The organism is Corynebacterium capitovis DSM 44611, from assembly GCF_030440535.1.
Classification (GTDB): Bacteria; Actinomycetota; Actinomycetes; order Mycobacteriales; family Mycobacteriaceae; genus Corynebacterium; species Corynebacterium capitovis.
This window is the reverse complement of the sequence record NZ_CP047117.1, coordinates 1,824,004-1,850,800: the sequence shown is the minus strand read 5'-3', so window position 1 is coordinate 1,850,800 and position 26,797 is coordinate 1,824,004. Positions and strand designations below refer to the sequence as shown.

General features: G+C 65.1%; 25 protein-coding genes. 13 read left to right on the top strand and 12 right to left on the bottom strand.

The window, feature by feature from the left end; all coding sequences use genetic code 11:
- Positions 1-51: 51 nt before the first annotated feature.
- Positions 52-636 carry a DUF2020 domain-containing protein gene (locus tag CAPI_RS09000; protein ID WP_018018320.1) on the bottom strand — a complete coding sequence of 195 codons (585 nt, stop codon included), beginning with the start codon at positions 634-636 and terminating at the stop codon, positions 52-54.
- Between CAPI_RS09000 and CAPI_RS08995 the strand changes: the two genes are divergently transcribed.
- Together CAPI_RS08995 and CAPI_RS08990 are read left to right on the top strand one after the other, a co-directional pair.
- The gene (locus tag CAPI_RS08995) at positions 635-1,888 is read left to right on the top strand and encodes a sensor histidine kinase (RefSeq protein ID WP_026157234.1); all 1,254 of its coding nucleotides are present in this window, start codon (positions 635-637) and stop codon (positions 1,886-1,888) included. The genes CAPI_RS09000 and CAPI_RS08995 overlap by 2 nt on opposite strands.
- On the top strand, positions 1,885-2,523 hold the full coding sequence (locus CAPI_RS08990; protein WP_018018318.1) for a response regulator transcription factor: 639 nt from the start codon (positions 1,885-1,887) through the stop codon (positions 2,521-2,523). The genes CAPI_RS08995 and CAPI_RS08990 overlap by 4 nt, the downstream gene beginning before the upstream one ends.
- Positions 2,524-2,535: 12 nt before the next feature.
- Here the strand turns inward: CAPI_RS08990 and CAPI_RS08985 are convergent, their stop codons facing one another.
- Entirely contained in the window at positions 2,536-3,180 is a 645-nt protein-coding gene (locus CAPI_RS08985; protein WP_018018317.1) for a DUF6474 family protein, read from the bottom strand.
- Between the two features lie 80 nt (positions 3,181-3,260).
- Between CAPI_RS08985 and CAPI_RS08980 the strand changes: the two genes are divergently transcribed.
- Entirely contained in the window at positions 3,261-4,814 is a 1,554-nt protein-coding gene (locus CAPI_RS08980) for a TM0106 family RecB-like putative nuclease (RefSeq protein ID WP_018018316.1), read from the top strand.
- A 5-nt stretch (positions 4,815-4,819) separates the two neighbouring features.
- Here CAPI_RS08980 and CAPI_RS08975 read toward each other — a convergent pair whose 3' ends face one another.
- Positions 4,820-5,956: an MFS transporter gene (locus tag CAPI_RS08975; RefSeq protein ID WP_018018315.1), complete on the bottom strand. Its 1,137-nt coding sequence runs from the start codon at positions 5,954-5,956 to the stop codon at positions 4,820-4,822.
- A gap of 331 nt (positions 5,957-6,287) precedes the next feature.
- The gene (locus CAPI_RS08970) at positions 6,288-6,890 is read right to left on the bottom strand and encodes a superoxide dismutase (protein WP_018018314.1); all 603 of its coding nucleotides are present in this window, start codon (positions 6,888-6,890) and stop codon (positions 6,288-6,290) included.
- 142 nt (positions 6,891-7,032) lie between these two features.
- On the opposite strand from CAPI_RS08970, the gene msrA reads away from it, so the two are divergent.
- The gene (gene msrA, locus CAPI_RS08965; RefSeq protein ID WP_018018313.1) at positions 7,033-7,674 is read left to right on the top strand and encodes a peptide-methionine (S)-S-oxide reductase MsrA; all 642 of its coding nucleotides are present in this window, start codon (positions 7,033-7,035) and stop codon (positions 7,672-7,674) included.
- 18 nt (positions 7,675-7,692) lie between these two features.
- Here the strand turns inward: msrA and CAPI_RS08960 are convergent, their stop codons facing one another.
- Positions 7,693-9,645 carry an alpha/beta-hydrolase family protein gene (locus CAPI_RS08960; protein ID WP_051059752.1) on the bottom strand — a complete coding sequence of 651 codons (1,953 nt, stop codon included), beginning with the start codon at positions 9,643-9,645 and terminating at the stop codon, positions 7,693-7,695.
- A gap of 100 nt (positions 9,646-9,745) precedes the next feature.
- On the opposite strand from CAPI_RS08960, the gene CAPI_RS08955 reads away from it, so the two are divergent.
- Both CAPI_RS08955 and CAPI_RS08950 read left to right on the top strand, forming a co-directional pair.
- Entirely contained in the window at positions 9,746-10,546 is an 801-nt protein-coding gene (locus CAPI_RS08955) for a glycerophosphodiester phosphodiesterase family protein (RefSeq protein WP_018018311.1), read from the top strand.
- 11 nt (positions 10,547-10,557) lie between these two features.
- Positions 10,558-11,481, top strand: a complete 924-nt coding sequence (locus CAPI_RS08950) for a DUF5926 family protein (RefSeq protein ID WP_018018310.1) — start codon at positions 10,558-10,560, stop codon at positions 11,479-11,481.
- A gap of 574 nt (positions 11,482-12,055) precedes the next feature.
- On the opposite strand, the gene hutI is transcribed toward CAPI_RS08950, so the two are convergent.
- From hutI to hutH, 3 genes are all read right to left on the bottom strand, one after another.
- On the bottom strand, positions 12,056-13,237 hold the full coding sequence (gene hutI / locus CAPI_RS08945) for an imidazolonepropionase (RefSeq protein WP_018018309.1): 1,182 nt from the start codon (positions 13,235-13,237) through the stop codon (positions 12,056-12,058).
- A 75-nt stretch (positions 13,238-13,312) separates the two neighbouring features.
- Positions 13,313-15,007 carry a urocanate hydratase gene (gene hutU / locus CAPI_RS08940; RefSeq protein ID WP_018018308.1) on the bottom strand — a complete coding sequence of 565 codons (1,695 nt, stop codon included), beginning with the start codon at positions 15,005-15,007 and terminating at the stop codon, positions 13,313-13,315.
- A gap of 179 nt (positions 15,008-15,186) precedes the next feature.
- On the bottom strand, positions 15,187-16,740 hold the full coding sequence (gene hutH / locus CAPI_RS08935) for a histidine ammonia-lyase (protein WP_018018307.1): 1,554 nt from the start codon (positions 16,738-16,740) through the stop codon (positions 15,187-15,189).
- Between the two features lie 295 nt (positions 16,741-17,035).
- On the opposite strand from hutH, the gene CAPI_RS08930 reads away from it, so the two are divergent.
- Together CAPI_RS08930 and CAPI_RS08925 are read left to right on the top strand one after the other, a co-directional pair.
- Positions 17,036-17,302, top strand: coding sequence for a hypothetical protein (locus CAPI_RS08930; RefSeq protein WP_018018306.1), 267 nt, complete (start codon positions 17,036-17,038; stop codon positions 17,300-17,302).
- Positions 17,303-17,307: 5 nt separating this feature from the next.
- Positions 17,308-17,634 (top strand): type II toxin-antitoxin system HicB family antitoxin, encoded by a 327-nt coding sequence (locus CAPI_RS08925; RefSeq protein ID WP_018018305.1) that lies wholly within the window; start codon positions 17,308-17,310, stop codon positions 17,632-17,634.
- 351 nt (positions 17,635-17,985) lie between these two features.
- Here the strand turns inward: CAPI_RS08925 and CAPI_RS08920 are convergent, their stop codons facing one another.
- Complete coding sequence (locus tag CAPI_RS08920; protein WP_026157232.1) at positions 17,986-18,723, bottom strand: IclR family transcriptional regulator; 738 nt, start codon at positions 18,721-18,723, stop codon at positions 17,986-17,988.
- A gap of 79 nt (positions 18,724-18,802) precedes the next feature.
- Between CAPI_RS08920 and CAPI_RS08915 the strand changes: the two genes are divergently transcribed.
- Both CAPI_RS08915 and hutG read left to right on the top strand, forming a co-directional pair.
- Positions 18,803-20,218 (top strand): amino acid permease, encoded by a 1,416-nt coding sequence (locus tag CAPI_RS08915; protein WP_018018303.1) that lies wholly within the window; start codon positions 18,803-18,805, stop codon positions 20,216-20,218.
- Positions 20,219-20,239: 21 nt separating this feature from the next.
- Positions 20,240-21,175 (top strand): formimidoylglutamase, encoded by a 936-nt coding sequence (hutG, locus tag CAPI_RS08910; protein WP_018018302.1) that lies wholly within the window; start codon positions 20,240-20,242, stop codon positions 21,173-21,175.
- 1 nt (position 21,176) lies between these two features.
- Here the strand turns inward: hutG and CAPI_RS08905 are convergent, their stop codons facing one another.
- On the bottom strand, positions 21,177-21,461 hold the full coding sequence (locus CAPI_RS08905) for a DUF1540 domain-containing protein (protein WP_018018301.1): 285 nt from the start codon (positions 21,459-21,461) through the stop codon (positions 21,177-21,179).
- A gap of 293 nt (positions 21,462-21,754) precedes the next feature.
- Between CAPI_RS08905 and CAPI_RS08900 the strand changes: the two genes are divergently transcribed.
- A complete protein-coding gene (locus tag CAPI_RS08900; RefSeq protein ID WP_018018300.1) occupies positions 21,755-23,308 on the top strand; it encodes an alanine/glycine:cation symporter family protein in 1,554 nt (517 codons plus the stop codon).
- On the opposite strand, the gene CAPI_RS08895 is transcribed toward CAPI_RS08900, so the two are convergent.
- Both CAPI_RS08895 and CAPI_RS08890 read right to left on the bottom strand, forming a co-directional pair.
- A complete protein-coding gene (locus CAPI_RS08895) occupies positions 23,305-24,528 on the bottom strand; it encodes an LCP family protein (protein ID WP_026157231.1) in 1,224 nt (407 codons plus the stop codon). The two genes, CAPI_RS08900 and CAPI_RS08895, sit on opposite strands and share 4 nt — an antisense overlap.
- An 18-nt stretch (positions 24,529-24,546) precedes the next feature.
- Entirely contained in the window at positions 24,547-25,260 is a 714-nt protein-coding gene (locus CAPI_RS08890) for a CPBP family intramembrane glutamic endopeptidase (RefSeq protein WP_018018298.1), read from the bottom strand.
- A 16-nt stretch (positions 25,261-25,276) separates the two neighbouring features.
- Between CAPI_RS08890 and pheA the strand changes: the two genes are divergently transcribed.
- Positions 25,277-26,176 (top strand): prephenate dehydratase, encoded by a 900-nt coding sequence (pheA, locus tag CAPI_RS08885; protein WP_018018297.1) that lies wholly within the window; start codon positions 25,277-25,279, stop codon positions 26,174-26,176.
- Entirely contained in the window at positions 26,177-26,779 is a 603-nt protein-coding gene (locus CAPI_RS08880; protein ID WP_018018296.1) for a histidine phosphatase family protein, read from the top strand. It begins immediately after the preceding gene.
- Positions 26,780-26,797 lie beyond the last annotated feature (18 nt).

Below are 26,797 nucleotides of genomic sequence, written 5' to 3'. Positions count from 1 at the left end.
GCGGACAACGAACGAGAACAACCTTAAAACGACACGGGCGCCGTGTCCTGTCTAGAGGTTCAGGCTGGTGATCACCTGCTTCGTCACATTTTCGGCTTTGATGGACTCGGCTTGGTCTGTCCACACCGCCACCGCGAAGGGCCCTTTCGACACGGCGTAGACCGCCCCCGCCGCCCCGGGCACCCGTCCGGCGCCTGCCCGGCCGCCCTCCCAGCCGGAGGGAAGCGAGGCGGCGTCAGAATACCCAACCGGCGCCGCCCAGTCGACCACCGCGCGGGCGGTTTCGGTGGAGGCAGTGTGGCGCACGACGACGGTGAGCTGGGGCGCCTCCGCACCCGCCCAGAACAGGCAGGCTGGGGTATCGAATCGCGTATCGACACCCACACCGGAGACCCGCTGGCCGTTGGTTTCGGCAACCCACTGCGAATCGAGGTACGGGCACTCCACGCCCGCGCTCGGTTCGGCCACGGGCGCGGCGTCCGGCGGCAGTCCCGCGTCGTAAACCCGCTCATCGCCTTCGAAAGGTACAGGCGACGTGGGGGCGTCAGCCGCCTGCGGCGCGCACCCAGAGAGGGCGGCACCAGCAAAGACAGGCGCGACGATCGCAGCCAGGGCGGTAGGTATCGTAATGCGCATGAGTTCTAGGGTATCGGTGGCGGGCGACGGTCCCGACGCCATTCCAGACAACAAAGCGCTCGATACGGCGATTACCGTTCTTAGCGCCTCTCTCCTGGTGATTTCCCTGGTTGCTCTCGCCGGCATGGCGCTCAACTACGCGCTGCTGCACCTGCTCCTGGTGTCGTCGTTTGCGTTCTTGCTGTTCTACGGAATGGTGGAGATGCATCGCTGGGGTCGAGCCGGCCTATCGTTATGGCTCGTGGCGCTCTCCGTTGTGTGGGTAGCCGACATGCTCCTCACGACGGTCGCCGTGTACTGGGTGTTCATCCTTTTCTTCATCTACCTCCGCGCGTTTAATAACTGGGTTGGGTTGGTATGGGTCAGTGTGGGGTTGGGGGCCGCGGTAGGAATGCAAATTCCCGGCGGCCTCACCGTTGGGGGAATAATCGGCCCCGTACTGTCCGCACTCGTTGTCGTTGCGTCCAATTACGCGTTTACCACCATTGCAAGGGTGAGCAAAGAGAGGGAGCAACTTATCGGCGAGCTGCTCGACACCCGCAAGCAGCTCGCCGAAACGGAACGGGCGGCGGGAGTCGCGCAGGAGCGCGAACGACTCGCCCACGAAATTCATGACACGGTGGCCCAAGGCCTGTCTAGCATTCAGATGCTGCTTCACGCGGCGGAGCGCGACCTGGAATCCCTGGCCAAGGACGTGGGGCTGACGCAGTCGCAGGTCAGCGGCCCGCGTCGTCGAATGGAAGCGGCGCGCCGGGCGGCGTCGTCAAACTTGGCGGAAACCCGGGCGATGATTGCGGCGTTGACTCCGGCGGTGCTGACGGAGACGTCGTTAAGCGAGGCTCTCGAGAGGATCGCTGCGGATTTCAGCGCGGCGGGCAACATGCCCATCGAGGTGGAAAGCGACGGCGCCCCGCGGAAACTGCCGATGCGCTGTGAGGCGGGGCTGCTGCGCATTGCGCAGGGAGCGGTATCGAACGCCGTTCAACATTCGCGTGCAACGCGCGTGCGGGTGACGCTGACCTATAACCCGGAGGAGGTGCGGCTAGATGTCGTCGACAACGGGTGCGGCTTCGATGTCGAGGGGGTGCGGGAAAAACCAAACGGATTGGGGCACCTCGGCCTCGACGCGATGCGCACGCGCGCTGAAGAGCTGGGGGGAGAACTCGTCGTCGAGTCGGAGCAGGGCGGGCCGACCGCCCTTTCCGTCGCGGTGCCGGGTACCATCAACCGAAAGATGGAGGAGGACGAATGATCCGCGTTTTGCTCGCCGACGACCACGAGATAGTCCGTTTGGGGCTGCGTGCCGTACTGGAGGAAGCTGAGGACATCATCGTCGTCGGCGAAGTGGCGACCGCTGAAGGCGCCATTTCCACAGCCTGCGCGGGCGGCATCGACGTTGTGCTGATGGATCTACGCTTCCGAGCGGGTGCCGACGGTGCCCGCGTGACCACGGGAGCGGAGGCAACGGCGGTAATTCGCAGCTCCATGGAGCACCCACCGAAGGTGCTCGTGGTGACGAACTACGACACCGATGCGGATATCCTCGGCGCGATCGAGGCCGGCGCGGTGGGGTACCTCCTGAAAGACGCACCGCCGGAGGAGCTTCTCGCGGCGGTCCGCTCGGCGTCGAAAGGCGACCCGGCTCTCTCCCCTGTGGTGCGGGACAGGCTGCGCACCCGAGACGCGACCCCTCGCTCAGCGCTTACCCCGCGCGAGCTTGAGGTGCTACAGCTTGTCGCGGGCGGCGCGTCGAACCGGGAGATCGGGCAGGGCCTCATGCTGTCGGAGGCGACAGTGAAGTCCCACCTCGTTCACATTTACGACAAGCTAGGGGTCCGCTCCCGCACGTCAGCCGTTGCGTCAGCGCGGGAGCAGGGCGTGCTCTAACCCGCTGGGGGTCTACTCGGAACCGGCGGCGACCTTCTCCGCGATCTCCGCGGTAATGTCCTTGAGCTCTTTCTCGATCGAACCATGAGCCAGGCGCTGCTGCTCCGGGTTCATCTTCTCGGCGTTCGCCACCGCGCTGCTCAGCTCGTCGAGGCGGACGCGCAGATCCTTGGTAAAGCCCGAGCCCAGCGCGTCGTTGTGTGACGTGTTGTTTCGGATCGCGTCGATGCGGGCCTGCAGCTCGGCGCCGCGCCCCGAATAACGCGCCAGGTCCTGGGTGCTCAGCCCTAGGTTCTGGGCGCGGCCCTCAATGCGGCGCTGCTGGTAGGACGTCAGGGCCTTGTATGCCAGGGGGACAAGCACGGGCACCGCAATGCGGGCCGCGCCCACCCAGTTCTGGGCCTTCTTCTTCGTCAGGCCGGCTTGTTCCACCCGCTTAAGGTGGGCTTTCGCCAGCTGCTTCTCGTGCTTGCGCTTCCGCTTCAGACCCTTCTTCTCTTCCTGAAGCAAACGCCTTTCGGCTTTGTCCAGCAGCTCGGCGGTGCGACGGTCCGTCTTGGCCTGTTCCTTTGCCGCCTGCCGCGCTTTGGCCTGGGCTGCCTTTATCTCGGCTTTGGTTTTGGCGCGGGCCGCGCGGATCATCTTGAAGATGCCCATGAGTGGTTGTCTCCTACGTCTTTATAGGTGCTTTTCTCGTTTAACCTTACCCGGACGCAGGCGTTAGGCTTGGGGATGTCGTGAGCAATCCGCGTTCTGCACCCTTTTTTGTCCGCGCGTCCGACCTCGTCGGATGCCGCTTTCGGCTGCGCCAGCGCGTCACCCATCCGGGCGTTGAGCCGTCGCCGGGTGCGCAGTCGCGGGCGGAGCAGGTCGAGGCAGCTCGCACCGCCGTGTTCTCGCGGTTGCCCGTCAAGCGCGCCCTCGGTGACGGTTCCGCAAGACGTTTTGTCCGCGTCGACGTGCCCGGGCCGCATCCGTTCAGCTCGGACTCCGGTACCAGCGAGGAATCTACCGAGGAATCTACCGAGGAAGATACCGAGGAAGCCACGCGCGCGGCCATGGCCGAGGGTGCGAATCTCATCACCGGCGCACGGCTTACTGGGCGGGTCGCCGGGGTAGATGTCGAAGCGGAAATCGACGTGCTTGTGCGGGCGGACGATGGGCGCTACATGCCCGTTTTCGTGTCGAACCATCGAGTCGCGCGGGCAGTCCCAGGAGAACCGTCAGGCGACGTGGTGACGTTCATCCCAACGTCCAGGCTCGGCTTGGGCCGCCCGCTGGAGGTCGCGGCGCGGCCACGCCATCACACGGTTGACGGTTACCGTCTAGCGCTAGCTCACCTCGTGCTAGGTGAGCGTTCCGCCGGTGTGGGCGGGGTTATCGGACAAGACCGGACCCGAGCGTACCTCGCGACCCCGGAGAGGTTCATCGCCCCGCTTCTCGACGCCCTCGAGGCGCCGACTCCCCTCGAACCGCGCCGCCTGAAACAGTGCGCCAGCTGCCGCTTCTGGGAACTTTGTGAGCCACGGCTGCACCAGCTCGACGACATCTCCCTGGTCTTCCCAGGGGGAAACGCGGACCGGCTGCGGGAGGCCGGAATTACAACCGTGAACGGCGCCATTGCCGCGAACCTCGGAGAGAAGTCGCGCATTGCCCAGGCGTGGCGCGACGGTGTGCCGGTGTTGAAGCGTTCCACGCCCACGGGCGTCCGCCGCGCAGACGTGGAGGTCGACGTGGACATGGAGGCGTACCTCGATCAGGGTGCGTACCTCTGGGGGACGTTCGATGGCGAGGCCTATCGGCCGTTTGTGACGTGGGAAGAAGTCGGCGGTGAGGCCGAGGCGGAGAACTTCCGGCAATTCTGGACGTGGCTGATGGCCACGCGGGATGACGCGCACGCGGCGGGGCGGTCCTTTGCTGCCTACTGCTACGCAGCGGGCGGGGAAAACCACTGGCTGCTCGAGTCCGCGCGCCGCTTCGGCGGAGTCGCACCGGAGGAAGTGCGGGAGTTCATCGCGTCAGACGAGTGGGTTGACGTCTTTTCCGGCGTGCGCCGGCACCTCGTGGGCACCGACGGGCTGGGGTTGAAGGTCGTGGGGCCCGTGGCCGGTTTTAGGTGGGCCGACGAGGACGTTGATGGCCAGCAGTCGGTGGCGCTGCGGCGCGCGGCCCGGCTTGGGTCCACTGAAGCCCGAACCACCCTTTTGCGCTACAACGAGGGCGATTGCCGGGCGACCCGAGCGGTGCGCGAGTTCCTCAGCGCCGGAGCGCCGGGCGTGCCCGTCGTATAGACGCGTCACATTCTTTTTTCCACCGCCGCGAGGGCGGCCGCGACCGCGACGAGAACGCCGAGGATCGCACAGAGCGTGAGGACGAATCCCCACCACGGGAACGCTTCGAACGCGCGCCCGGTGGCCACCCCAAGGACGGACGCGCCGACATAGTAGAACAGGACGTAGAGGGAGGATGCCTCCGCGCGATCCCGGCTGGCAATGAGCCCTACCCATCCAGAGGCAACGGAGTGGAGCGCGAAGAAGCTTGCCGTGAAACCGAGGAGCCCGAGGAGTGCGATGGGAAGGGAGGAGCTGATGGCCACGGCCGCCCCGCCGAGCATAAGCACGGCCGAGCCCAACACCACCCGGCCCCGACCGAAGTGAGCGACGAGGGCCCCGGCGCGTGCCGACGACCACGTCCCAGACAAGTACATGAGGAAGATCAAGCCGGTCAAGGCAGGGGAGAGCCCGAACGTATCGACAGCCCGGAAGCCGAAGAAGTTGTACATGGACACAAAGGTGCCCATGGCGATAAAGGCGGTGGTGTAGAGGCCGAGAAGGCGCGGGCTGCGCAGGTGACGGCCCATGGCCCGCAGCTCGATGCTCGGGCGGAGCGAGTCCTTGGGTACGAAGTTGCGTTGACGGGGTAGGAGAAGGGCAAAGGCTAACGCCAGGGCGAGGGCGGTTGCGCTGGAGGCGAACAGGGCCCACCGCCAGGTAGCCACCTCCATGACGGCCGCTGGAATGAGCCTGCCGGTGAGCCCCCCGATTGTGTTCCCCGCGATGTAGAGGCCCATCGCGGAGGCGAGATCCCGCTCGTCTAACTCCTCGGCCAGCCAGGTCATGGCGACAGCCGGGGTCCCCGCGATCATCGCGCCTTGAACAGCCCGCAGCGCCGCGAACTGGGTCGCCGATTGGGCAAGAGGAAGGCAAAGCCCCAGCACGGTCGCCGCCAAAGCGGAGATGATGAGGATACGACCGCGGCCGTACTTCTCGGAAAGAATGGAGAAAGGAACGACGCACAGGGCCAAAGCCCCCGTGGCGGCTGACACGGTCCACGCCACGGTGGAGGGGGAAACCTGGAAGGCATCGGAGAGGGCGGGCAGGAGGGCCTGGGTGGAGTACAACGAGTTGAAAATCGCCAGGCCAACCACCAACATCGCGGCCGACGCTCTACGGTATTCAGGTGTTCCCTTCCTGATACCCACCGGGTTACAACCTCCTCAACGGTTACACAATTTTCCTAACCGGAGCCCTTGGCAGTATACGAGGCAGGGAGCGTCGAAAAGTTTTGCCCCCTGCCCCTTGCGCATTTAGGACAGCCTTACCTATAGTTAGAACGGGTTCTCCGCACGGAACTCGTCGTGAATCAGATGGCGCCGGCGCCCACCATGTGTCTCTTTCTCCTCTCGTGGTGGGTGCCGGCGTGTTTCTACCTAACCGGCAACGAGCTAAGCCCCGCCGGAGCGGGGCTTAGACCTGTGGTGCGACTTAGCGAGCAGCCGCGGCGAGACGTTCGTTGACGTCCTCCCAGTTAACGACGTTCCAGAACGCCTTGGCGTAGTCCGCCTTCACGTTCTTGTACTGCAGGTAGTACGCGTGCTCCCACATATCCAGCATGAGCAGCGGAGTGAAGTCAACGGAGACGTTACCCTGCTGGTCGGTGAGCTGCTGGATGATAAGGCGATCCGCAATGTGGTCGTACCCAAGCACGGCCCAGCCGGAGCCCTGGAGCGACGTTGCGACACCGGAGAAGTGAGCCTTGAACTTCTCAAAGGAGCCGAAGTCTCGGTCGATAGCCGCCGCGATCTCCCCGGTCGGAGCGCCGCCGCCGTTGGGGCTCAGGTTCTTCCAGAAGATCGAGTGGTTCGTGTGGCCACCCAGGTTGAACGCCAGGTTCTTGGACAGCGCGCGCAGCCGGTCGGGGTTGGCCTCCCCCTCGCGCTCGGCCTCGAGAGCCTCGAGCGCGGCGTTAGCACCGGCAACGTAGGTGGCGTGGTGCTTGGAGTGGTGCAACTCCATAATCTCGGCGGAGATATGCGGCTCCAGTGCGTCGTAGGCGTAGGGCAGCTCGGGCAACTCGTAGACGGCCATGATGAATCAAGTCCTTTCGAAGCGTTTAGTGTTTGCCCGGCCCATCATAGGCGGATAGGCGACATGTTCAAGGAATTACATTTCCGCCCGAAAATGTGCCGGAAATGGGAATGTCGACACGCGCTCAGGCGTTGAGAGAACCATGGGATTTCTCTTCGGCCGCACACCTGAGCTCGTCAGCCACGACCGCACACTGCCCGGACGGGCCGAGCCTGTCCTGGCGCACCCGCGCCCGCACGCCGTGCTGGGGACCCCGCTTACGGGGCCTTGGCGGGAGGGCCAGCGGCGTCTGCTCGTCGGCTTAGGCTGCTTCTGGGGAGTTGAGAAGATGTACTGGCAGATGGACGGGGTCGAATCCACCTCCGTCGGGTACGGCGGGGGAGAGACAAAAAACCCGACCTACCGGGAAGTATGCACCGGGATGACGAACCACGTCGAGCTCGTCGAGGTCGTCTACGACCCCGCCTCGATCACACTGAAGGACCTCGTCCGCGCCGGGTTGGAGGCACATGACCCGACGCAGGGCTTCCGGCAGGGCAACGACGTGGGCACTCAATACCGTTCCGCGTTCTACACCGATACTCAGCAGGAGGCTGACCAGATCCGGGGCTGGCTCGCCGAGTATGAAAAGCAACTAGCCGCGGCTGGTCTGGGCCCCATTACGACGGAAGTGCGCACCGGGGTGGACTACTACCTCGCGGAGGACGAACACCAGCAGTACCTGCACAAAGTGCCGGGAGGCTACTGCCCGCATCACTCCACCGGGATCGCCTGCGGCATCTAGCGGGTGCCACAAAAGCGCCTAGTAGTGGATGTTTTTCTTCCGTCCGCCCGCTGGGTGGCGGAGTTTTGTCGCATCGCGGTGGATCCACAGGCTGATCCGGTGCAGCGTCGCCTCGTCTACATCACTGCCCATCACCGCCGCCCAGTACTCCACCGTTTCGTCGTGGTAGTTGTGCCCGTGCGGGGAGCGGTAGCTTTGCGACGACAACTGGTCAATACCGACCTGCCAGAATGTGATGAAGGGGGCCCACCGCATCGTCTCGGGGACGTCGAGGTGCTGGGCCGCGGGGGCCGGAACGCCGCGGGAGCCCGCCTCCCTTAGCCAATCGGGTGCGCGCCACGCGAGATCCCAGTCCCACCACACCACCGGGTCGGAGGCGTGCTGGGCAAAGACAGCACGGGGGGTGTCCCATTCGCGCGCGTAGGGCTTGCCTTCGAAGTCGTGCTTGAGGTGATCGGGGTGGGAACAGAAGCGGATGTGACGGCCGCCGTTGATAAGCGGAAGGCGCTGCGGGCTGCCCTCGTCGCGGCCGCGGGTGAGTTCGGAATGGATCGCGGCGAAGCCGGGGACTCCGGTGAACACGCCTCCCGTAACGCCGTCGAGGAACCCGTCGACGTTATCGAAGGCGTCAGACACCCCGTACGCGCCGAGCGATTCCCCTCCCACGTAGAGGTGCGGGCGGGACTCCGCGGGCATCTCGCTCAGCCTTCCGGTGATGGCGCTAAGCAGCGCGCGGGCCGTGCGCACGGAGGATTCCCGGTCGGCGAGGTATGAATACGCCGAGGGCAGGTAGGAGTACTGCATCGCCACGATGGCGGTGTCGCCGCGGCCGATGAACTCAAAGCCCGAGGTGTGAAAGTCGTTGATCCACCCCGTTCCCGCGGCAGACATGACCGCGATATGGCGGCGGGACCACGCGCCGGTGCGGTCGAGCTCGGCGAGCGCCAGTTCCACCATCTTGTCGAGACTGTCCTTGCCGTTGAGCCCAATAAAGACCCGGATTGGTTCGCGGATCGGTGCTGTTCCGCCACGTGCACCAAGCAGTAGCTCGATGTCGCGCTTGCGCGGTCCACCCGCGACCACGGCTCGGCCCTGGCGGCCCAGCGTGTGCCAACGCTCGTAAGAGAAAGGCGAACCCGAGCGTTCCGGCTCACGCGGGCGGGGAGCTCCCCGGAGGAACTGGCGGTCCAGCTCCTCGGCGTTGCGGTAGACGCGGGACAGGGCGTTGCGCACGACGACGCGGTCGGTGACCAACGCGAAGACGGCGCCCGCCCCGGTTACCGCGAGAGGCCACGAGGTGACGGGAGGCAGCTTCTTGCCGAGGAACACATTCAGGACGTCGACAAGCGCCTGCAAGGCCTCGCCGACGACTAACAAGCCACCGTAGCCGAGGGTACCGAGGGTGACTCCGGTGAATGAGCTGGTGAGGCGTAACTTCTCGTCGCTTTCCACCATGTCGATCTGACGGATGTGTCGACGTCGCGCCAGTACGAAGGTGGTCAGGGTCACCCCGCTCATGGCCAGGTGAAACGCTGCGTTAGCGGTGTGGCGGGGGGACGAGGCGTCGGGGACCCCGGCAAGCACTCCCACTTGACGCAGAGCCCCGCCGATTCCGGCGCCCAACGCGTGGCCCACCCCTTGGCAAATTGCGACGTTGGACGCGATCATCCACCACTTGTGGGGAAGGAGCGAAGGGGAGATCGCACCCCACGTGGCTACCTCGGCACCGAGAACCCCAGCGCCGAAGTTGCGTGGCAAGCGACGCAGGCCTCCCATGCGGATGACCGGCGAAAGGTCCGCCAGCACCTCGACCGCCATGAGCGGCACGCTGAGCAGACCGTGCCGGCTAAATGGGTACCGTCCGCGTGCTTTTTTTACCGCCCGCCCGGCTTTGACTGCCGCCTTCAACGGGTTCGACAGGTGCGGCCCCGAGGGCCTTTTCCAACGCTGCACCGTGGCAATTACAGGCATGCCGGCTATTGTTCCAAAACCACATCTGCACTGCACGGAAGCGGCGACTTTTTTTCGTAGCGGTCGCGCGAAGTGCGAGGTGGTTGTAGGTTAAGCACACGTGACGACACTGCTGGGCAGCAACAGCGAGAAACCGAACACAGCCACTCCCTTCAACCCCAAGATCGTCGCTCACCGTGGGGCCTCGGGCCTCTACCCGGAGCTGACGTTCCAGGCATTCGACGCGGCGCTTCGAATGGATATCCACGGCATTGAGTGCGATGTTCGATTAACGCGGGACGGGCGTCTCGTCGTCTTCCACGACGCGCTGGTCAACCGCACCACGAACGGGCGCGGGCGCGTAGCCGCCATGGATTTCACGGATCTGCGGGCGCTCAACGTGGGCACGAAAGAAAACCCGCAGCGCATCATGCTTCTCGACGAACTCCTCGAACTGATGCAGGACTACCCCGAGAAGCATATTTACATCGAGACCAAACACCCCACGGTGTACGGCCCAGAGGTCGACGAGCAGACGCTGCGTCGCCTGACGTACGCGGGTATGCGCGACTCGGAGCGGGTGCACCTCATCTCTTTTTCTCACCGGGCGATGCGTTACTTCACGGAGTTCGCGCCCGAAATCGAGACGTTCTACCTCTTCCGATTGCGGGAGAAGAAGTGGAACAAGAAGAACTGCATGCTCTCGCGCCCGTATGGTGTCGGACCCGCGATCAGCCACCTCCAAGCACGCCGCGAGTTGCTCGGTTTCAAGGGGTTAAAGACGTACACGTGGACGGTGAATCTGCCGAAAGACATGCTCTGGTGCCGCGACCACGGCGTCGACGTCTTCGCCACCGATCTGCCCCACCTCGCCGTTGAAGTCCTCGCCAGCCGGCAACGGCCGCAGGTAGAGCTCCGGTAGCATTTCGGCCTATGGCCGAGAAAAACCGCACCAAGAACCAGGATTCAGCCCCGGTGCCCGAGGGCATGAGCCGCCGCCAAGCGAAGCTCGCCGCCCGCGCGGCGGAGCGCGAGGCGTTGAACAAGGATCCCCGCCCCTTCGGGGGCCTCGCGGCTGAGGCTGACCTGGTCGCCCTGCGCGAGTTCGTCCCATCCGCCGCGGCGACGCTCGACGTTCACGGCACCCCCGTCACTATCTGCACCGTCTTGCCCGGGGCCGGCGCGGGCGTGATTCGCTCCGAAGAGGAGGGAGGGGAGCGATTCGTCGCCCTGCAGGTCGCGTCCCACTCGCACAATCCGGGGCGGGATCTTGCTTACGCGCTGAACTGGGCGCTCACCGCCCAGCCGGGGGACACGTTGCAGTCCACGACAGCTGACGGAACGCAGCCGGAGCTTTCCTCTCTCATCGATACGGCCGCCTCCCTGTCCATCACCTCCTACCGTGATTTCTTTTGGTGGTTCCCCCCTGGCTCGGATGTCCCGGCGGATGTCCAGCAAGCCCTCGCCCGTGCGAACGCCGCTGTCGTCCCTTCCACCCAGGTGGCACCCGACCTCCCGGGGTCGATCTGGTGGGTCAACCCGGGCGGAGGCAAAGCGCACATCCGGTGGGTACGCTCCGAAGACAGTGAACCCCGCCTGCTCGCGGCACTCGCCCGCATCGCGGCACGGGGTGACCTACACCTGGGGGAAGGGACGAAATTCGCCGGGGCGTTTCGTGTCCACGGGGTAACCGTCCCGGTCTGGGACCTAGACCCGTCTATCGAGCCGGACGCATACGCTGCCGCACTCGAAGCCCTGAACGGTGCAATCGAAGCAGGGTACGCGGACGACTCCGCTTTGAGCCCCGCGGAGCGCCGGCAGTTGGACAACATCAAATCGCGCCAGGTGACTATCTAGTCCCGATATTCGCGTTTTATTCGCCGGGGTGAGGCCGGGTGGTCACCAAAAGTTCATTCGAGATCCTTAAGTTGTTCCCTCGTGGCTTCAGCGACTTCAGAGGTTCCAGCGGCTCCGGCGGCGCCCGACCGCACTGCGATTCCCGCGGTGCATTCGCGCCCGCAGCCGTCGACAAGTAAGACGGCTTGGTTTGTGTACCCGCCACGATTGCAACCGCTTCTGGTGGTATCTCGGGAGATATAACCGCAGCTACGTGTCACGGGGCAGGACGCGCACTGACCACTGCCGCAAGCTGTTAGGTGGACGTCGTGACCACTAAGTCTCAGAACTCTAAAGAGGGGGTCAGCTGGATCCTTTCTGTGATTCTCGCAGCAAATCTGTCTGTGGGCCTTGCACTATTTAGCGGTGATCACGTGCCTAACTGGGCTTACGGAGCTAAGTTCCTCGCGATTCTTTTCGCAGTGAGAGCACTCAATCAGCTTGCCTACGACCGCGGTGACACGAAGAAGATCAGTTGTTTGCCCTAGCTTCGGCGGTCTTCATCATTCTCTTTGTGGTCGCCTTCGCGTTGGCCTTAGCCGTACACCTTCTCGCCGGCGACCCACGTCTGCCACGTGATCGGCATGCCGGGGCGGTAAGCCAGGTTGATGGCGTTGGCGGCGTCGAGCACGTGCAGGTCGGCGGCCGCGCCGGGCACGAGGGTGCCCTTGGCGGGCCGGCCCTGCGGGTCTTTACCGGCGCCGACGTTGTGGCGTCGCAGAGCCGTGGCTCCGCCGGTGGTGGCGGCGGCGATGGCCTCGTCGAGGGTGAGGCGCTGCTGCAGCACCGCGGTGGTGACGCAGAAGTTCATCGAGCTGGTGAACGAGGTGCCGGGGTTGAGGTTGGAGGCGATGGCGACGGTGGCGCCGGCGTCGATAAGCTCGCGGCCTGGCGCGAGTGACTCGCGGGTTGAGAGGTCGCAGGCGGGCAGGAGAGTGGCCACGGTATCGGACTTGGCAAGCAGCTCGATGTCGGTGTCGGAGAGGTAGTTGACGTGGTCGACGCTCGCCGCACCCATCTCTACGGCTAGGCGCACGCCGGGGCCCTCCCCAAGCTGGTTCCCGTGCACGCGCACGCCAAGGCCGGCGTTCGTGCCAGCCTCGAGCACGCGGCGGGACTGCTCCTCGTTGAACGCGCCGCGCTCGCAGAAGACGTCGATCCACTGCACGTGTTCTTTCACGGCGTCGAGCATCGGGCCGACGACCTCGTTGACGTACTCCTCAGCGTCCGCGCCCGGAGGAACGAGATGCGCACCGAGGAAAGTCACCTCATCGACGTGCTCCGATGCCACCCGAGCGGCTTCGGCTTCGGACTCGACGTTGAGGCCGTAGCCGGTCTTCGTTTCGAAGGTGGTGGTTCCGCCGGCGCGGCCCGCGGCGACGCGTTCGGCCACGAGCTGGTGCAAGCGCTGCGTCCCCGCCGAGCGCGTGGCCTCCATGGTCACGGCAATGCCGCCGGCGGCGTAGGACTGACCCGCCATGCGCGCCTCGAACTCCTCCGCGCGGTTGCCGTCAAACACCATATGGGTGTGGGAATCAACCCACCCGGGCAACACGGCGCGACCACCGAGGTCGACGGTCTCATCGGCGGTAGGGGCGTCGGATGCCCAACCGACCCACTCGATGACGCCGTTGCTTATCAGGAGGGCAGCATTTTTGATCGTGCCGAGTTCAGAGACGGTCCGTAGTTCCGAGATGCCAGTGAGAAGAGTGCTCATGGTTGCCTTTCTACGTGGTGAGCAGATGGGAAACGCCCAACCGTGGGGGACGGTTGGGCGCCGATAAGCGAGGTGCTAGTCGCGTGCCCTGAACTCCATGGGGACCCGGACACCGCGCTCCCGGGCTACCTCGTACGCGCGGGTGTAGCCAGCATCGACGTGGCGAATGATGCCCATGCCCGGGTCATTAGTCAGCACAGCCTTGAGCTTCGCTTCTGCGAGCTCGGTACCGTCAGCCACGGTGACCTGGCCGGTGTGGATGGAGCGGCCCATGCCCACGCCGCCGCCGTGGTGGATGGACACCCAGGTCGCCCCTCCGGACACAGCGGTCATAGCGTTGAGCAGGGGCCAGTCGGCCACGGCATCGGTGCCGTCGAGCATGGACTCAGTCTCTCGGTAGGGCGAAGCGACGGAACCGGAGTCGAGGTGGTCGCGGCCGATCACGATTGGGGCCTTGACCTTCCCTTCTTTAACGAGGTTGTTAAAGATCACGCCTGCCTTGGCGCGCTCGCCGTAGCCGAGCCAGCAGATGCGCGCCGGCAGGCCCTCGAACTCGACGTATTCCTCGGCGGCATCGAGCCAGTCGTGCAGGTGCTGGTTATCCGGGAAAGCCTCCTTGATGGCCTGGTCGGTGACCTTGATGTCCTCCGGGTCACCGGACAGGGCGACCCAGCGGAAGGGGCCGAGTCCTTCGCAGAACAGGGGACGAATGTAGGCGGGAACGAAGCCGGGGAACTCGAAGGCGCGGGTGTAACCGGCCTTGCGCGCCTCGTCGCGGATCGAGTTGCCGTAGTCGAAGACCTCGGCGCCCTCGTCCTGGAACTCGACCATGGCTTGAACTTGTGCGGCCATGGACTCCCGCGCCTTCTTGGTGAAGGTGATCGGATCTGCGGCAGCCTCCGTGTGCCACTCCTCAACCGTAATCTCGGTGGGCAGGTAGCTCAAGGGGTCGTGGGCGGAGGTCTGGTCGGTGACAATGTCTACGGCTAACTCACCGGCGCGGTGGCGACGCAGCATTTCGGGGAAGACCTCGGCTGCGTTGCCCACGAGTCCGACCGAAAGCGGCTTCTTTTGCTCCTTGGCCTCGGTGACTAGGCGGATAGCCTCGTCGAGGTCGGCGGTCACCTCGTCGAGGTAGCGCTTCGCCTGGCGCCGCTTCAGACGTGACTCGTCGACATCGACGATCAGGCAGGCGCCACCGTTAAGGGTAACGGACAGCGGCTGGGCCCCGCCCATGCCGCCGCAGCCGCCGGTCAGGGTCAAGGTGCCTGCGAGGGTGCCGCCGAAGCGCTTCTTCGCCACGGCGTAGAAGGTCTCAAACGTGCCCTGCAGGATGCCCTGGGTGGCGATGTAGATCCAGGACCCGGCCGTCATCTGGCCGTACATCATGAGGCCCTCGTCCTCCAGCTTGCGGAAATGCTCCCAGTTGGCCCAGTCGCCGACGAGGTTGGAGTTGGCGATGAGAACGCGCGGTGCCCACTCGTTGGTTGTCCACACACCGACGGGCTTGCCGGACTGCACCAGCAGGGTCTCGTCGGCTTCGAGGTCCTTAAGCGTGTCGATGATCGCGTCGAAGGCCTCCCAGCTGCGGGCGGCGCGGCCGGTGCCGCCGTAGACCACGAGCTCGTCGGGGTGCTCGGCGACCTCGGGGTCGAGGTTGTTCTGCAGCATGCGCAGGGGTGCTTCTGTCTGCCAGGATTTGGCGCTCAGCTCGGTGCCGCGGGGCGCGCGGACCACGCGGGCACCCTCGGCCCAGTTCTTCTCGGTCATGGTTGGGTCTCTTTCCTTGTGCTCCTTGTAGTTGCACTCCCGCGCTTTGGGCCGGTGTCCCGGGGCTGTCCCCTCCGCGGCGGGATGTTCACGGCTGATGGTAACGGCCGCCACATTCGGCCCGGGACAAAAAAGAAGCCGAGCGTCTCGCATTCGAGACACCCGGCTAAAGGTGGCGCTTAACGCAGGTTTCCAACACGCTTTTCGACGGCTGAAACATACGCCCCGTCCTTCACCAGCGCCACGGAGTGCTCGATCTCCGGGGAGAGGAAGCGGTCCGTGCCCGGGCCCTCGACCACGCCGCGCAGGACGTCGATAACCGCCTGCGTGCCGGGTGCCGCGGCGAGTTCCCGCATGTCGATCGCGCGCGCCGCGGTGAGGATCTCGATGGCCAGCACGCGCTGCAGCCCGTCGACGCTGCGGCGCAGCTTGCGCGCCGCCGACCAGCCGAGCGAGACGTGGTCCTCCTGCATCGCCGAGGACGGGATCGAGTCCGCGGATGCCGGGTTGGCGTTGCGCTTCAGCTCGCTGACGATGCCCGCCTGCGTGTACTGCGCGATCATGTGTCCGGAGTCCACGCCGGGGTCGTCGGCAAGGAAGGCGTTGAGCCCGCGGTTGCGCGCGGTGTCGAGGAAGCGGTCGGTGCGACGCTCGCTCATCGACGCCACATCAGCCGTCACGATGGCGAGGAAGTCCAGCGCATAGGCCACGGGCGCGCCGTGGAAGTTGCCGTTGGAGGCCACCCGGCCGTCCGGGGCGACCACCGGGTTGTCCACCGCGGACGCGAGCTCGCGGTTCGCCACGAGCTCGGCGTGCGCAAGCGTGTCGCGGAAACCGCCGGAGACCTGTGGGGCGCAGCGCACCGAGTAGGCGTCCTGCACCTGCTTCTCCTTGAACTCCTCGGCGGCCGCCGCGAGAATTTCCGAACCCTCGGCGATGGCGCGCACGTTCGCCGCGGCGTCCGCCTGGCCCGGGTGGGGGCGCAGCTGCTGCAGGTCGTCGGCGAAGACGGTGAGCGTGCCGGTCAGGCCCTCGACCGTCATGGCGGTGGCGATGTCCGCCACCTTCGCGGCCTCGCGCAGGTCCGTAATCGCCAGGCAGAGCTGGCCGAGCATCCCGTCGGTGCCGTTGATCAGCGCCAGGCCCTCCTTCTCCTTGAGGGCGAGCGGCTCGATGCCGGCGGCGGCCAGCGCGTCGGCCGAGGGGATGATCTCGCCGCCGTTCACGCGGACCTCGCCCTCGCCGAGCAGGGCCAGGGCGCAGTGCGCCAGCGGAGCGAGGTCGCCCGAGCAGCCCAGCGAGCCGTACTCGCGCACGACCGGGGTGATGCGGGCGTTGAGCACGTCGGCGTAGGTCTTGGCGACCACCGGGCGCACGCCGGTGCGGCCGGTGCACAGGGTGGACAGGCGCAGCAGCATGAGCGCGCGGACGACCTCCTCCTCGACCTCCGGGCCGGAACCGGCCGCGTGGGAGCGGACCAGGGAAAGCTGCAGCTGGGCGCGCATTTCCTCGGGGATGTGGCGGCGGGCGAGGGCGCCGAAGCCAGTGGAGATGCCGTAGACGGGGGTCGGGTCGTTTGCCAGCTCCTCGACGCGCTGCCGGGTCGCGGCGACCTCCTCGAGCGCGGCCGGGTCGATCTCGACGGTTGCGCCGTGGCGGGCGACGGCGACGACCTCCTCGATGCTGAGCGCGCCGATGCCGACGGTGATGGTGGAGGGGTAGGTGGTGGTCATGGCTGTCCTTTCTGCGGGATGCATGGTGATCGGAGCCCTGCGAGGGCTCGGGTGATTACAACGCGCGACAGCCAGACGCGACGGGGGTAAGTGTAGCGGGTGAGTGGGGCGGGGCGCTACGGGGGTGGTGGGCACTTTCAACATGGCGTCTTGGCGGTGCGTAGGGACTTACTTGAGTGCGAGGCATTCGGAGGGATGGCCGGCATACCAGCTACGTCGACTAGAAGCTCTCCTGGGCTCTGGCACCACATAAGGCGCCACCCTTCCTGGTACTGTATGTGGTACTATCTGCCGCATGGGCAGTGGCATCGACGACATTGTGGCGAAAATGAGGAAAGCCCCTGCCAGCGTCAGGTTCTCCGAGCTGGAAAAAGTGTGCGACCACTATTTTGAGAGCCGTAGCTCAAAGAAGACATCTCACAAGACCTACAAGACACCCTGGCCCGGAAACCCCCGCGTTAACATTCAGAATGCCAACGGTAAGGCGAAGCCTTACCAGGTGAATCAGGTGCTGCAGGCAATCGACAAGTTGGCCAGCAACAATATGGAAAAGGAGGAGTAGGACACATGGACATTAACAAGTACACCTACCAGGTCTCCTGGTCCGAGGAGGACCAAGATTACGTTGCCACCGTGGCCGAATTTCCCTCGTTGTCTTGGCTGGCTCCCGATCGCCAGGAGGCGGAGGCGGGACTGCTTGAACTGGTCGCCGAGGTCGTCGAAGACATGGAGAGCTCAGGGGAGGAGATTCCCGAACCCCTCGGCGCGAGGTCCTATTCCGGGAGGTTTAATGTCCGGACCTCCCCGTCGCTGCACCGCAGGCTGGTTATTGCCGCTAAGACTGAGGGGGTTTCCCTCAATACGCTGATTAACCAGAAGCTCGCATCCGTCTAGGCCAGGTCTTGGTGAGCACTGTCTGGAACTGGTACGGGGACGCGGGTAATCTCCTCCTGCATCTAGCCACCCTTTAACGGTTCGCGGTGGGCCTACGCCGCCTCTGGCGGCAAAAGCTCCGAAGAACCGAACCCTGGTGTAAATATCTCGTGCCAGCGGTGTTCGGACAGCGGTGTCCGGCTACACTGAAACTTGCGTGGCTCGGCAGAAACACCTCACTTCCCTAGCAAAATTCCGGTTTCAGCGTGTCCACCACATGGGGGTCGGCTCCCTCGAAAAATTTTTGCAAGAGTTTAGGACAAACCAAGGAGTTTGGCGGACAAGCGGAGTCGAATAGCGCGCCTCAACGACCTACGCCCCACCAAAAAACCTCCCCGCTACCCGCCGCGCCGCCGTCGAAAGCCGCTCAATAACCTCCGCGCGCTGCCCCTCGTCCCTAGACCCCGCCGCAAACGTCGCCGCGAGTGCCGCGGCCGGGCGGTCCAAATGGTCAAGCACCGCCACCGCCACGGACTCCTGGCCGCGCGAGACCTCTTCGCGCTCGTCGTCCCATCCGCGCTCGCGTGCGAGATTGAGGCGGGATGTGATTACGCGGTAGGCGCGCTGCTCGCCAGAGGCGGAAAACACGGCCTTGACCTCCGCCTCGGGCAGGTGCGCCACCATGATCCTGCCCGAAGCGGTGGACAGGGCGGGCAGGCGTACGCCGACCTCGGTGACCAAGGAGACGGCCTTGGGGGCGCGGGCCTCGTGCAGGTAGACGATCTCTGAGCCCGCCATGCGCGACAGGTGGGTGGACCCGCCGACAAAAGCCGCGACTGCTTCCAAGTCCTTTGCAGCCAGGCGCACCAGCGGCTGCTGGGTGGTGTAGGCCGCGGACATCCGGTAGGCGGCAAGGCCAAGGCCGTAAGTGCCGGGGTTGGATAGGTGCACTACGAAACCGGAGGCCTCCAGCTCGCGCAGCAGGTGGTAGGTGGAGGAGCGGGGGAGTTCCAATTCACGTTGGATGCGGGCGGCGGACAAGGGGGCGTCGCTAAGTGAAAGCAGCGTGAGGATGCGCAGCGCGTTGCGGGCGGCGGGGACCTGGATCATGAAAAAAGTCTGGCATGCGAGACAGGGGAAAGAAAGGCGAATCACAGCGGGGAGAAAACGTGACCTACACTTCCCAGCCATGACGACGATTCACCCCGGTGGCGCTCCGGCCCACACCGAGGGACGCGGACTAACCAGCCGCCACCTCCACTTCATCGCGCTCGGCTCCGCCATTGGCACCGGGCTGTTCTACGGTTCCGCCGGCGCTATCCAGGCTGCCGGCCCGTCCGTGCTTCTCGTCTACCTCCTCGGTGGCGCCGTGATCTACTTCGTGCTCCGCGCCCTCGGCGAGATGGCCGTGCGCCACCCCGTTGCAGGCTCCTTTGCGGAGTACACACGCGCCCACTTGGGGGGTGCGTCCGGTTACCTTACCGGGTGGATGTTCGCCTTCGAGATGGTCATCGTGGCCCTCGCCGACCTCACAGCAATCGGCATCTACATGGGCTTTTGGTTCCCTGATGTGTCGCGCTGGGTGTGGATTGTCGTGGCGCTGTTGATTGTCGGGGCGGCGAATGTGGCGTCGACTAGAGCGTTTGGCGAGCTCGAGTTCTGGTTCACCCTGGTGAAAGTAGGCGCCGTCGTCGCGATGATCATTGCGGGGGCGGCAGTCTTGCTCTTCGGGCTCTCCTCGGCTGAGACAACCGGCCCTCAAAACCTGGTGAATAACGGGTTCTTCCCCCACGGTTTTGGTGGGATGGTCTCGTCGTTTATTCTCGTGCTCTTCGCGTTCGGCGGAACTGAAATCATCGGCGTAGCGGGCACGGAAGCCGAGGACCCGTCCCGGGCGATCCCGAAGGCGATCAACACTGTGCCTGCGCGCATCCTCATCTTCTACGTGCTGGCGATCCTAGTCATCCTCATGATCAACCCGTGGGACACCATCACCGGTGAGGAGTCGCCCTTCGTGCAAATTTTCTCCGCCCTCGGTGTCAACTGGGCCGCCGCGCTGCTCAACGTCGTGGTCATCACCGCTGCCTTGTCGGCGATCAACGCTGATCTCTTCGGAGCGGGACGCGTGCTCAACGGCCTAGCTAAACAGCGCCTCGCGCCCGCGGTGATGGCGAAAACGATGCGCGGCGTGCCCGTGATGACAACGGTCATCCTGCTCGGTGTGATGATCATCGGCGTGGTGCTCAACGCCGTCATCCCGGAAGGCGTGTTCGAGTTGATCGCCTCCCTGGCCACCTTCGCCACGATCTTCGTGTGGCTGATGATCCTTCTGGCGCACATCGCTTCCCGCCGCCGCATGACGGCGGAGGAGGTGGCGCGCCTAGACTACCGAGTCCCCTTCTGGCCCTACGGTCAGTACGCGGCGGTTATCTTCATCCTCTTCACTTTCGGCGTCATGGCATGGCAGCCCGATTTCCGCCCGGCGCTCGCCGTTGGCGTCATCTTCAGCATCGCGTGCGTGGGCCTTTACTTTGCGACGGGCCGCGCCAAGGTTGAGGGCGTCAACCACCCCGTTCCGGGCGGGTACGCCCCCGACGCGGTGTAAACGGTGGGTAATCTGACCGGCATGAGCCTCTACACTCCCGCCTCTGCCTGGACCGGACGCGACGACGGGCCTGGGCCCGAGCACGCCCGCTGGCACAGCGTGATCAACCCCGCGTCGCCACACACCCGCGATGCCGTGGCGTTGCTTGGCTTTTCCTCCGACGAAGGCGTGCGTCGAAATGGCGGGCGACAGGGAGCGGCCGACGGTCCCGAGGCCTTGCGCGCCGCGCTGGCGAGCCTCGCGGTCCACCACGACTACCCGCTCGTAGACGCCGGCACGGTGACCACACAGGGCGAAGACCTAGAGGGCGGGCAGAAGGAGCTGTCGAGCCGCGTTCGTGGTCTCGCCGAAGCTGGCAACCTCACCGTCGTTCTTGGCGGCGGGCACGAGACGTCGTTCGCCTCTCACCGCGGCGCCTTTGAAGCACTGGGGCCGATGAGCATCATCAACTTCGACGCCCACTTCGACCTGCGCCAGGCGGATCGGCCCACCTCGGGAACGCCCTTCCGGCAGATCGCCGACCTCGTGGGGGAGGACTTCTCCTACTCGGTCTTCGGAATCTCGGAGCCGAACAATACAAAGGCACTTTTCGACGCCGCCGCGTCCCTGGGAGTCACCACTGTCCTCGACACGGATGTGGCGGAACTGAGCGTGGGTGACGCCGCGCGACGGGCCGCCGCGGCCGTCGAAGGCGACACGCCTATCCACCTGAGCATCGACCTCGACGTCCTTCCTGCGTCAATCGCGCCGGGCGTGTCCGCGCCCGCGGGGTTCGGTGTGTCACTGGAGAAGCTCCGGGCCATGGTATGCGCCGTTGCGGCTACCAGGCGTGTCGCGGTTCTCGATGTGGTAGAACTCAACCCCGCCTACGATATAGATGCCCGTACCGCGCGGGCGGCCGCGCGGCTCATCCACGAGATCGTGAATGAGCACGTCGCGGCCGTGCGGAGAGGCTAGCTTAACGCGGTTCGAAGGTGAGGCAGTCGGCGGTGTCCGCGCCGCTGCCAACCAACACGGACGTTGCGTTACACGCCAGGCTGTCGTTGTGCGTGCAGTCGGTGCGCTGGCACGCGCCCACCTGCGCCGAGGCGACCGGCAGGCCGCCCTTGCGGGTGAGGGGGATGAACGTGGCGCACGAGGACGTGTTGTCGATGGTCACGGCGAAAGCGTGGCAACCGCTCTGGTTGAACGAGCAGGCATCGACGCTGCAGGTGCGGACGGGGGGCATCTGGGTGGTGGACATGGCGGTGATCCTTTCGAGGAAGTCCCAATCTGGGACGGCGGCGGGCTCCTACATGGGTCAGCGTAAAGCACCTCTGTCCACCTGTCACCCAAGGTTTGCCTTAGATAATCGCAGGTCAGGGTCTATTTTTAAAACCTTTTCGTTGCTAAATTCCCGGGGGCGCATACTCGGGGCGTCGAAAAAGTGCGCTGCCCGAGTGCCTGCGCAGAGACAGTTTGGGGCGGTAACGTACCGGCTACGAGGGGCGGCGTGGGCCGTAACTCGCGGTCTTTGCCCATCCCCAAGGAGGAGATATGGATAGCGTCTTATCCACGCTCAATGACCTCATCTGGTCCAACTGGCTTGTGTACCTCTGTCTGGGTGCCGGCGCGTATTTCACGCTGGCGACCGTGTTCCTCCAGATCCGGTGCATTCCGGACATGATCCGGCAGATCACCCAGGGTGAGAAATCGGAATCCGGCATCTCGTCATTCCAATCGCTGATGGTGTCTTTGGCAGGACGCGTTGGCGTCGGCAACATCGCCGGCGTGGCAACGGCGATCGCGTTCGGCGGCCCGGGCGCGGTGTTTTGGATGTGGGCGGTGGCCCTGCTTGGCTCTGCGACCTCCTTCATCGAGTGCACCCTGGCCCAGATCTACAAAGAAAAGGACCGGGACACCGGCGAGTACCGTGGCGGGCCCGCGTATTACATCGAGAAGGCCTACCGCCACACCAAGGCGCGCCCCTTTGCGTTGGTGTACGCGATTGCTTTCGCGCTGAGCATGCTGCTGGCCACCTCGTACTTCCTGCCGGGTATTCAGGCCAACGGCGTGGCTGCGGCGGTGGAGAACGCCTGGAGTGTGCCCACGTGGGTCTCCGCCCTGCTCATGGCCGTGTTGCTGGGTGTGATCATCATCGGTGGAGTGAAGCGTATTGCGACGTTCGCCTCCCTCGTCGTTCCGGTCATGGCGGTGGTCTACATCGTTGTGTCGATCCTCGTTCTGTTCGCTCACGCGTCACAAATCCCCGAGGTATTCGGGCTGATCTTCCGCTCCGCGTTCGACCACGAAGCGGCATTCTCCGGCATGCTGGGCGCGGCCATCCAATGGGGTGTGAAGCGTGGTATTTACTCCAACGAGGCGGGGCAGGGTACTGGCCCGCAGTCGGCGGCCGCTGCCGAGGTGTCCCACCCCGCCAAACAGGGCTTCGTCCAGGCGTTCGCGGTGTACGTCGACACCCTCTTCGTGTGTTCCGCGACCGCGTTCATCATCATCTCGACCGATATGTACAAGGTCTTCGAGGGGCAGTCTGAGGACGGCGCGGTTCGCTACGCCGGTTCGCTTCCCGACGGCGTTGCCGTCGGCCCCGGTTTCGTTCAGCAGGGCCTGGACACGTTCGCGTCTGGCATCGGCCCGTCGTTCGTCGCGTTGGCGATCATGTTCTTCGCGTTCACCACGGTGCTGGCGTACTACTACCTGGCCGAAGTTAACTTCGCCTACCTCAACCGCTGGGTCCACAACGAAACCGCCCGCCGGGTCATCATCTGGCTGCTGCGCCTCGTGATCGTTATCTCCGTGTACGTCGGTGCCACGAGCACGCCGGGTGATGCCTGGGCGCTCGGCGACATCGGCGTGGGCACAACCGCGTGGCTCAACATCCTGGCCATCCTTGTGCTGCAAGGCCCGGCGCTGAAGTGCCTGTGGGACTACCGGCGCCAGAAGAAGGCCGGGCTCGAGCCGAACTTTGACCCCGAAGCCCTGGGCATCAAGAACGCGGACTTCTGGGAGGAACGAAAGGCAGCCATGCTTGCCGACGGCACCTGGCCCGCCAGCGGTACCCCTCCAGGTTCAACCCGCGCGACTGTTTAACGCAGCGAGGCGAACAGGTCCTCAGCGGCAGCGTCATCCCAGAGGATGACGCTGCCGACGTCGGAGTCCTCGAAGCCACCGACGGGGACAGTGACGGTACTGACCCCGCCTCGCATGGCTAGGGCGATGCGCGCCAGGTTCCAGATGTGGTCGCCGCTACCCACGGTGAACAGGCTGGGGATCACCCACGCGAGGCGGAGCGTGCGGAAGGGGTTGAGCAGGACGGACGGGGACGTGACCTTGTCCACGATCGCGGCGAGGAACTCCCGCTGGCGCTGCACACGGTCGATGTCCCCCTGGGCGGTGGCGCGGGTACGCACGTACCCCAGACCCGTCGGCCCGTCCATTTTTTGGCACCCCGGCTGGAGGTTGATGTTGGCTAACGGGTCGTCGATGGCCTCGCGCACACACATCTCCACTCCGCCGATTGCGTCGACGACGCCGGATAGGCCTCCCATGCCGATCTCCGCGTAACGGTCCACCCGCAGGCCCGTCGCGTGCTCTACGGTTTCACTGAGCAACTGCGGGCCGCCGTAGGAAAACGCCGCGTTGATCTTGTCCATCCCGTAACCGGGGATAGACACGTACGAGTCGCGGGGAATGGACATTAGCGTCGCCGACCCCGTCAGCGGAAGGTGCAGCAGCATGATTGTGTCGGTGCGGGTACTGCCGATGTCCCCGCCCGTGCCTAAACGCGCTGCCTCGGCGTCGCTAAGTCCTTGCCGGGAATCTGAACCTACGAGGAGCCAGTTCGTCCCCGCGGTGTTAGCGATGTGCTGGTCGGGCAGGGCGTCAACGCGGGCCAGGCGTGCGTCGGTGATCAACGTCAACGCCAACAGCAGCGCCACAATGAGACCGAAGATGCCACTGCACCCGAGCCCAGGGCGCAAGCGCGGCACACGGGTCGAGCTCACCCTCGGTTTTTCCCTCCGGCGCGACCGAGAGATGCGCATGGGGACGGGTTCCACTCTGGCCTGCTGGGGTTGCACATGCTGCCGGGGCTGATTCTGGCGCGGGGCGATCTGCGGAACGCTGCGAGGCCTGTACTCCCCCGCCGCGCGCTGTGGCTGCCGTGGCTGCTGTGGTCGCACCGGTGGCGTCCCGGGACGCCGCAGGCGGACCGGGCGTCCGTACCTGTCGACGATGGGAGTGCCGTCCTTGCCCAGCACGTATTCCCCCAGGTTGTCGCGGGGGTCGTTCGAGTGGGGGGCGTTCGGCATGGGTAACAGCTTAACGTCTCACAAACCGAGCCACGAAAGGTCGAGGAGCTGGTAGCCGAGGTACGCGGTGGCGTCGATAAGAAAGTGCGCGAGGATCAGTGGCCATATCCGCCCGGTCTTATGAAACGCCCAGCCGAAGAGGATGCCCATAGCCACGTTGCCAATACCCGCCGATATCCCCTGGTAAAGATGGTACGTCCCGCGCAGCACCGCGGACGCGACGATGGAGGCGTTCCTGCTCCACCCCAGCTGGCTCAGGCGGCGGGTGAGCCAGAGGACGACCACGACCTCCTCACCGAAGGCGTTGGCCGCGGACCACAGCAAGAGGGTGGGTAGCTGCGCCGTATCGGTGGCGACGACAACCTCCTTCGTCCACCCGGCGTGCAACGCGGTGACGTAGAGGGCAAGCCCGGGAATGCCGATGAGGAGGGCCAGCCCCGCACCTTGCACCCAGTCTGTGGTGCCGGGCCGGGGAAGGCGGGCACCGAGCAAGTAGAGCGCTAGTGCTCCCCAACCGAACAGCGAAGCGGCGGATGCAACCTGGAGGGCGAGGTCGAGCCACGACACGCTGGACTCGGCGGAATTAAGGGTGACGCTTTGCTGGTTGAGGGGCGCGGGGGACGCCAGCGCGTCGAGTAGCCGCAGTACCGCTCGGATGCCGCTTGTGCCGAAGGTGACCGTCAAGACGATGAGAATTTCGGCCCTGAGGCGGGTCTGCTCTGTTGACGGCATGGGATAACTTTAAGGCATGACTCGCGTTGCCTACCTGGGACCAGCCGGAACGTTTACCGAGGAGGCTCTGTGGGCTTTCAACATCGCCGGGGCCGAGCCGGTGCCGGTGGGATCACCGGCGGAGGCGCTGAGCTCGATGCGCTCGGGGGAGGCGGACTTCGCGGTCGTGGCCGTGGAGAACTCCGTGGACGGTTCTGTGACGTCCACGTCCGATGCGCTCATCGAGGCTCCCGGGGTGCAAATCTATGCGGAACATGAACTCGAGATTGCGTTCGCGATCATGACCCGCCCCGGTGAATCGCTCGACGCGGCGACGCGTTTTGCCAGCCACCCCGTCGCGTATCGGCAGGTCAAAGGGTGGCTTGCTGTGAACGCTCCGCGCGCCACCTACGTCCCTGCCGCCTCGAACGCGGCGGGGGCTCAGATGGTCGCGGAAGGGGCGGCAGACGCTGCGGCCGCCCCGCGCCGGGCGGCGGGCCTCTTCGGACTCGAGGTGCACGCCGAGGGCGTGGCAGACGTCGCCGCGGCGCGAACGAGGTTCGTTCTCGCAGGGCCCGTCGGTGCACCGCCGGCGCCAACCGGCAACGACCGCACCTCTGTCGTGTTCCAGCTGCCCAACAAGCCGGGCACGCTGGTTGCCACACTGCACGAGTTTGCCAGCCGCGGAGTCGACCTGTGCCGGATCGAATCGCGCCCCACCCGCGAAACACACAACACCTACAATTTCTTTGTAGATCTCGTGGGACATATCGAGGACGAACCGCTTGCCGACGCTCTGCGGGCGGTGCACCGCAGGGCGTCGACACTCGTGTTTCTTGGCTCGTGGCCGCGCCACTCTGGCGAGCCGTACTCGGTCGACCACGCCCGTTTCGCCGCCGCCGCCGAGTGGGTGGCGCGAGCGCAGAAAGGACTGTAGATGCTCATTCTGCTCCGCCACGGACAGACTACGTCGAACGTGGCGCGTAAACTGGATACCGCGCTGCCGGGGGCGGAACTTACCGAGCTCGGCCGTGAGCAGGGCGTGGGGGCGGGGCGGGAGATTATGCGTTCCTACGACGTCACCCGCGTGGTTAGCTCCGAGGCATTACGCGCCCGGCAGACCGCGGAGGTTGCCTTCGGCGGGTCGTTTCCCGATATTCCTGCAGTGCCTGGTCTCCAGGAGTTGCACGCCGGGCGCTGGGAAATGATGAACTCGCTGGAAGCCCACGAGGCGTACTTCGCGGCGGTCAGCGGATTCTATCGACGCGATCTTTCGTCGATGATCGACGGCGGCGATTCCCTGGATACCTTTCTCACCCGCTACCGCGCGGCCATCGAGCCTTTCACCGAGCCAGGATCCAACACGGTCGTGGTGAGCCACGGGGGTGCGATTCGCGCTTTCGCGGCGAACGCCGCTGACGTTGACCCGTCTTTTGCGGAGCAGGCGTACTTACCCAACTGCACCTACGTCGTGCTTGATCCGGTCGGTGACTTCGGGTCCTGGCGGGTGGAAAAGTGGGGTGACTATGCGGTGCCGTGACGTCTCATTCGCGACAAC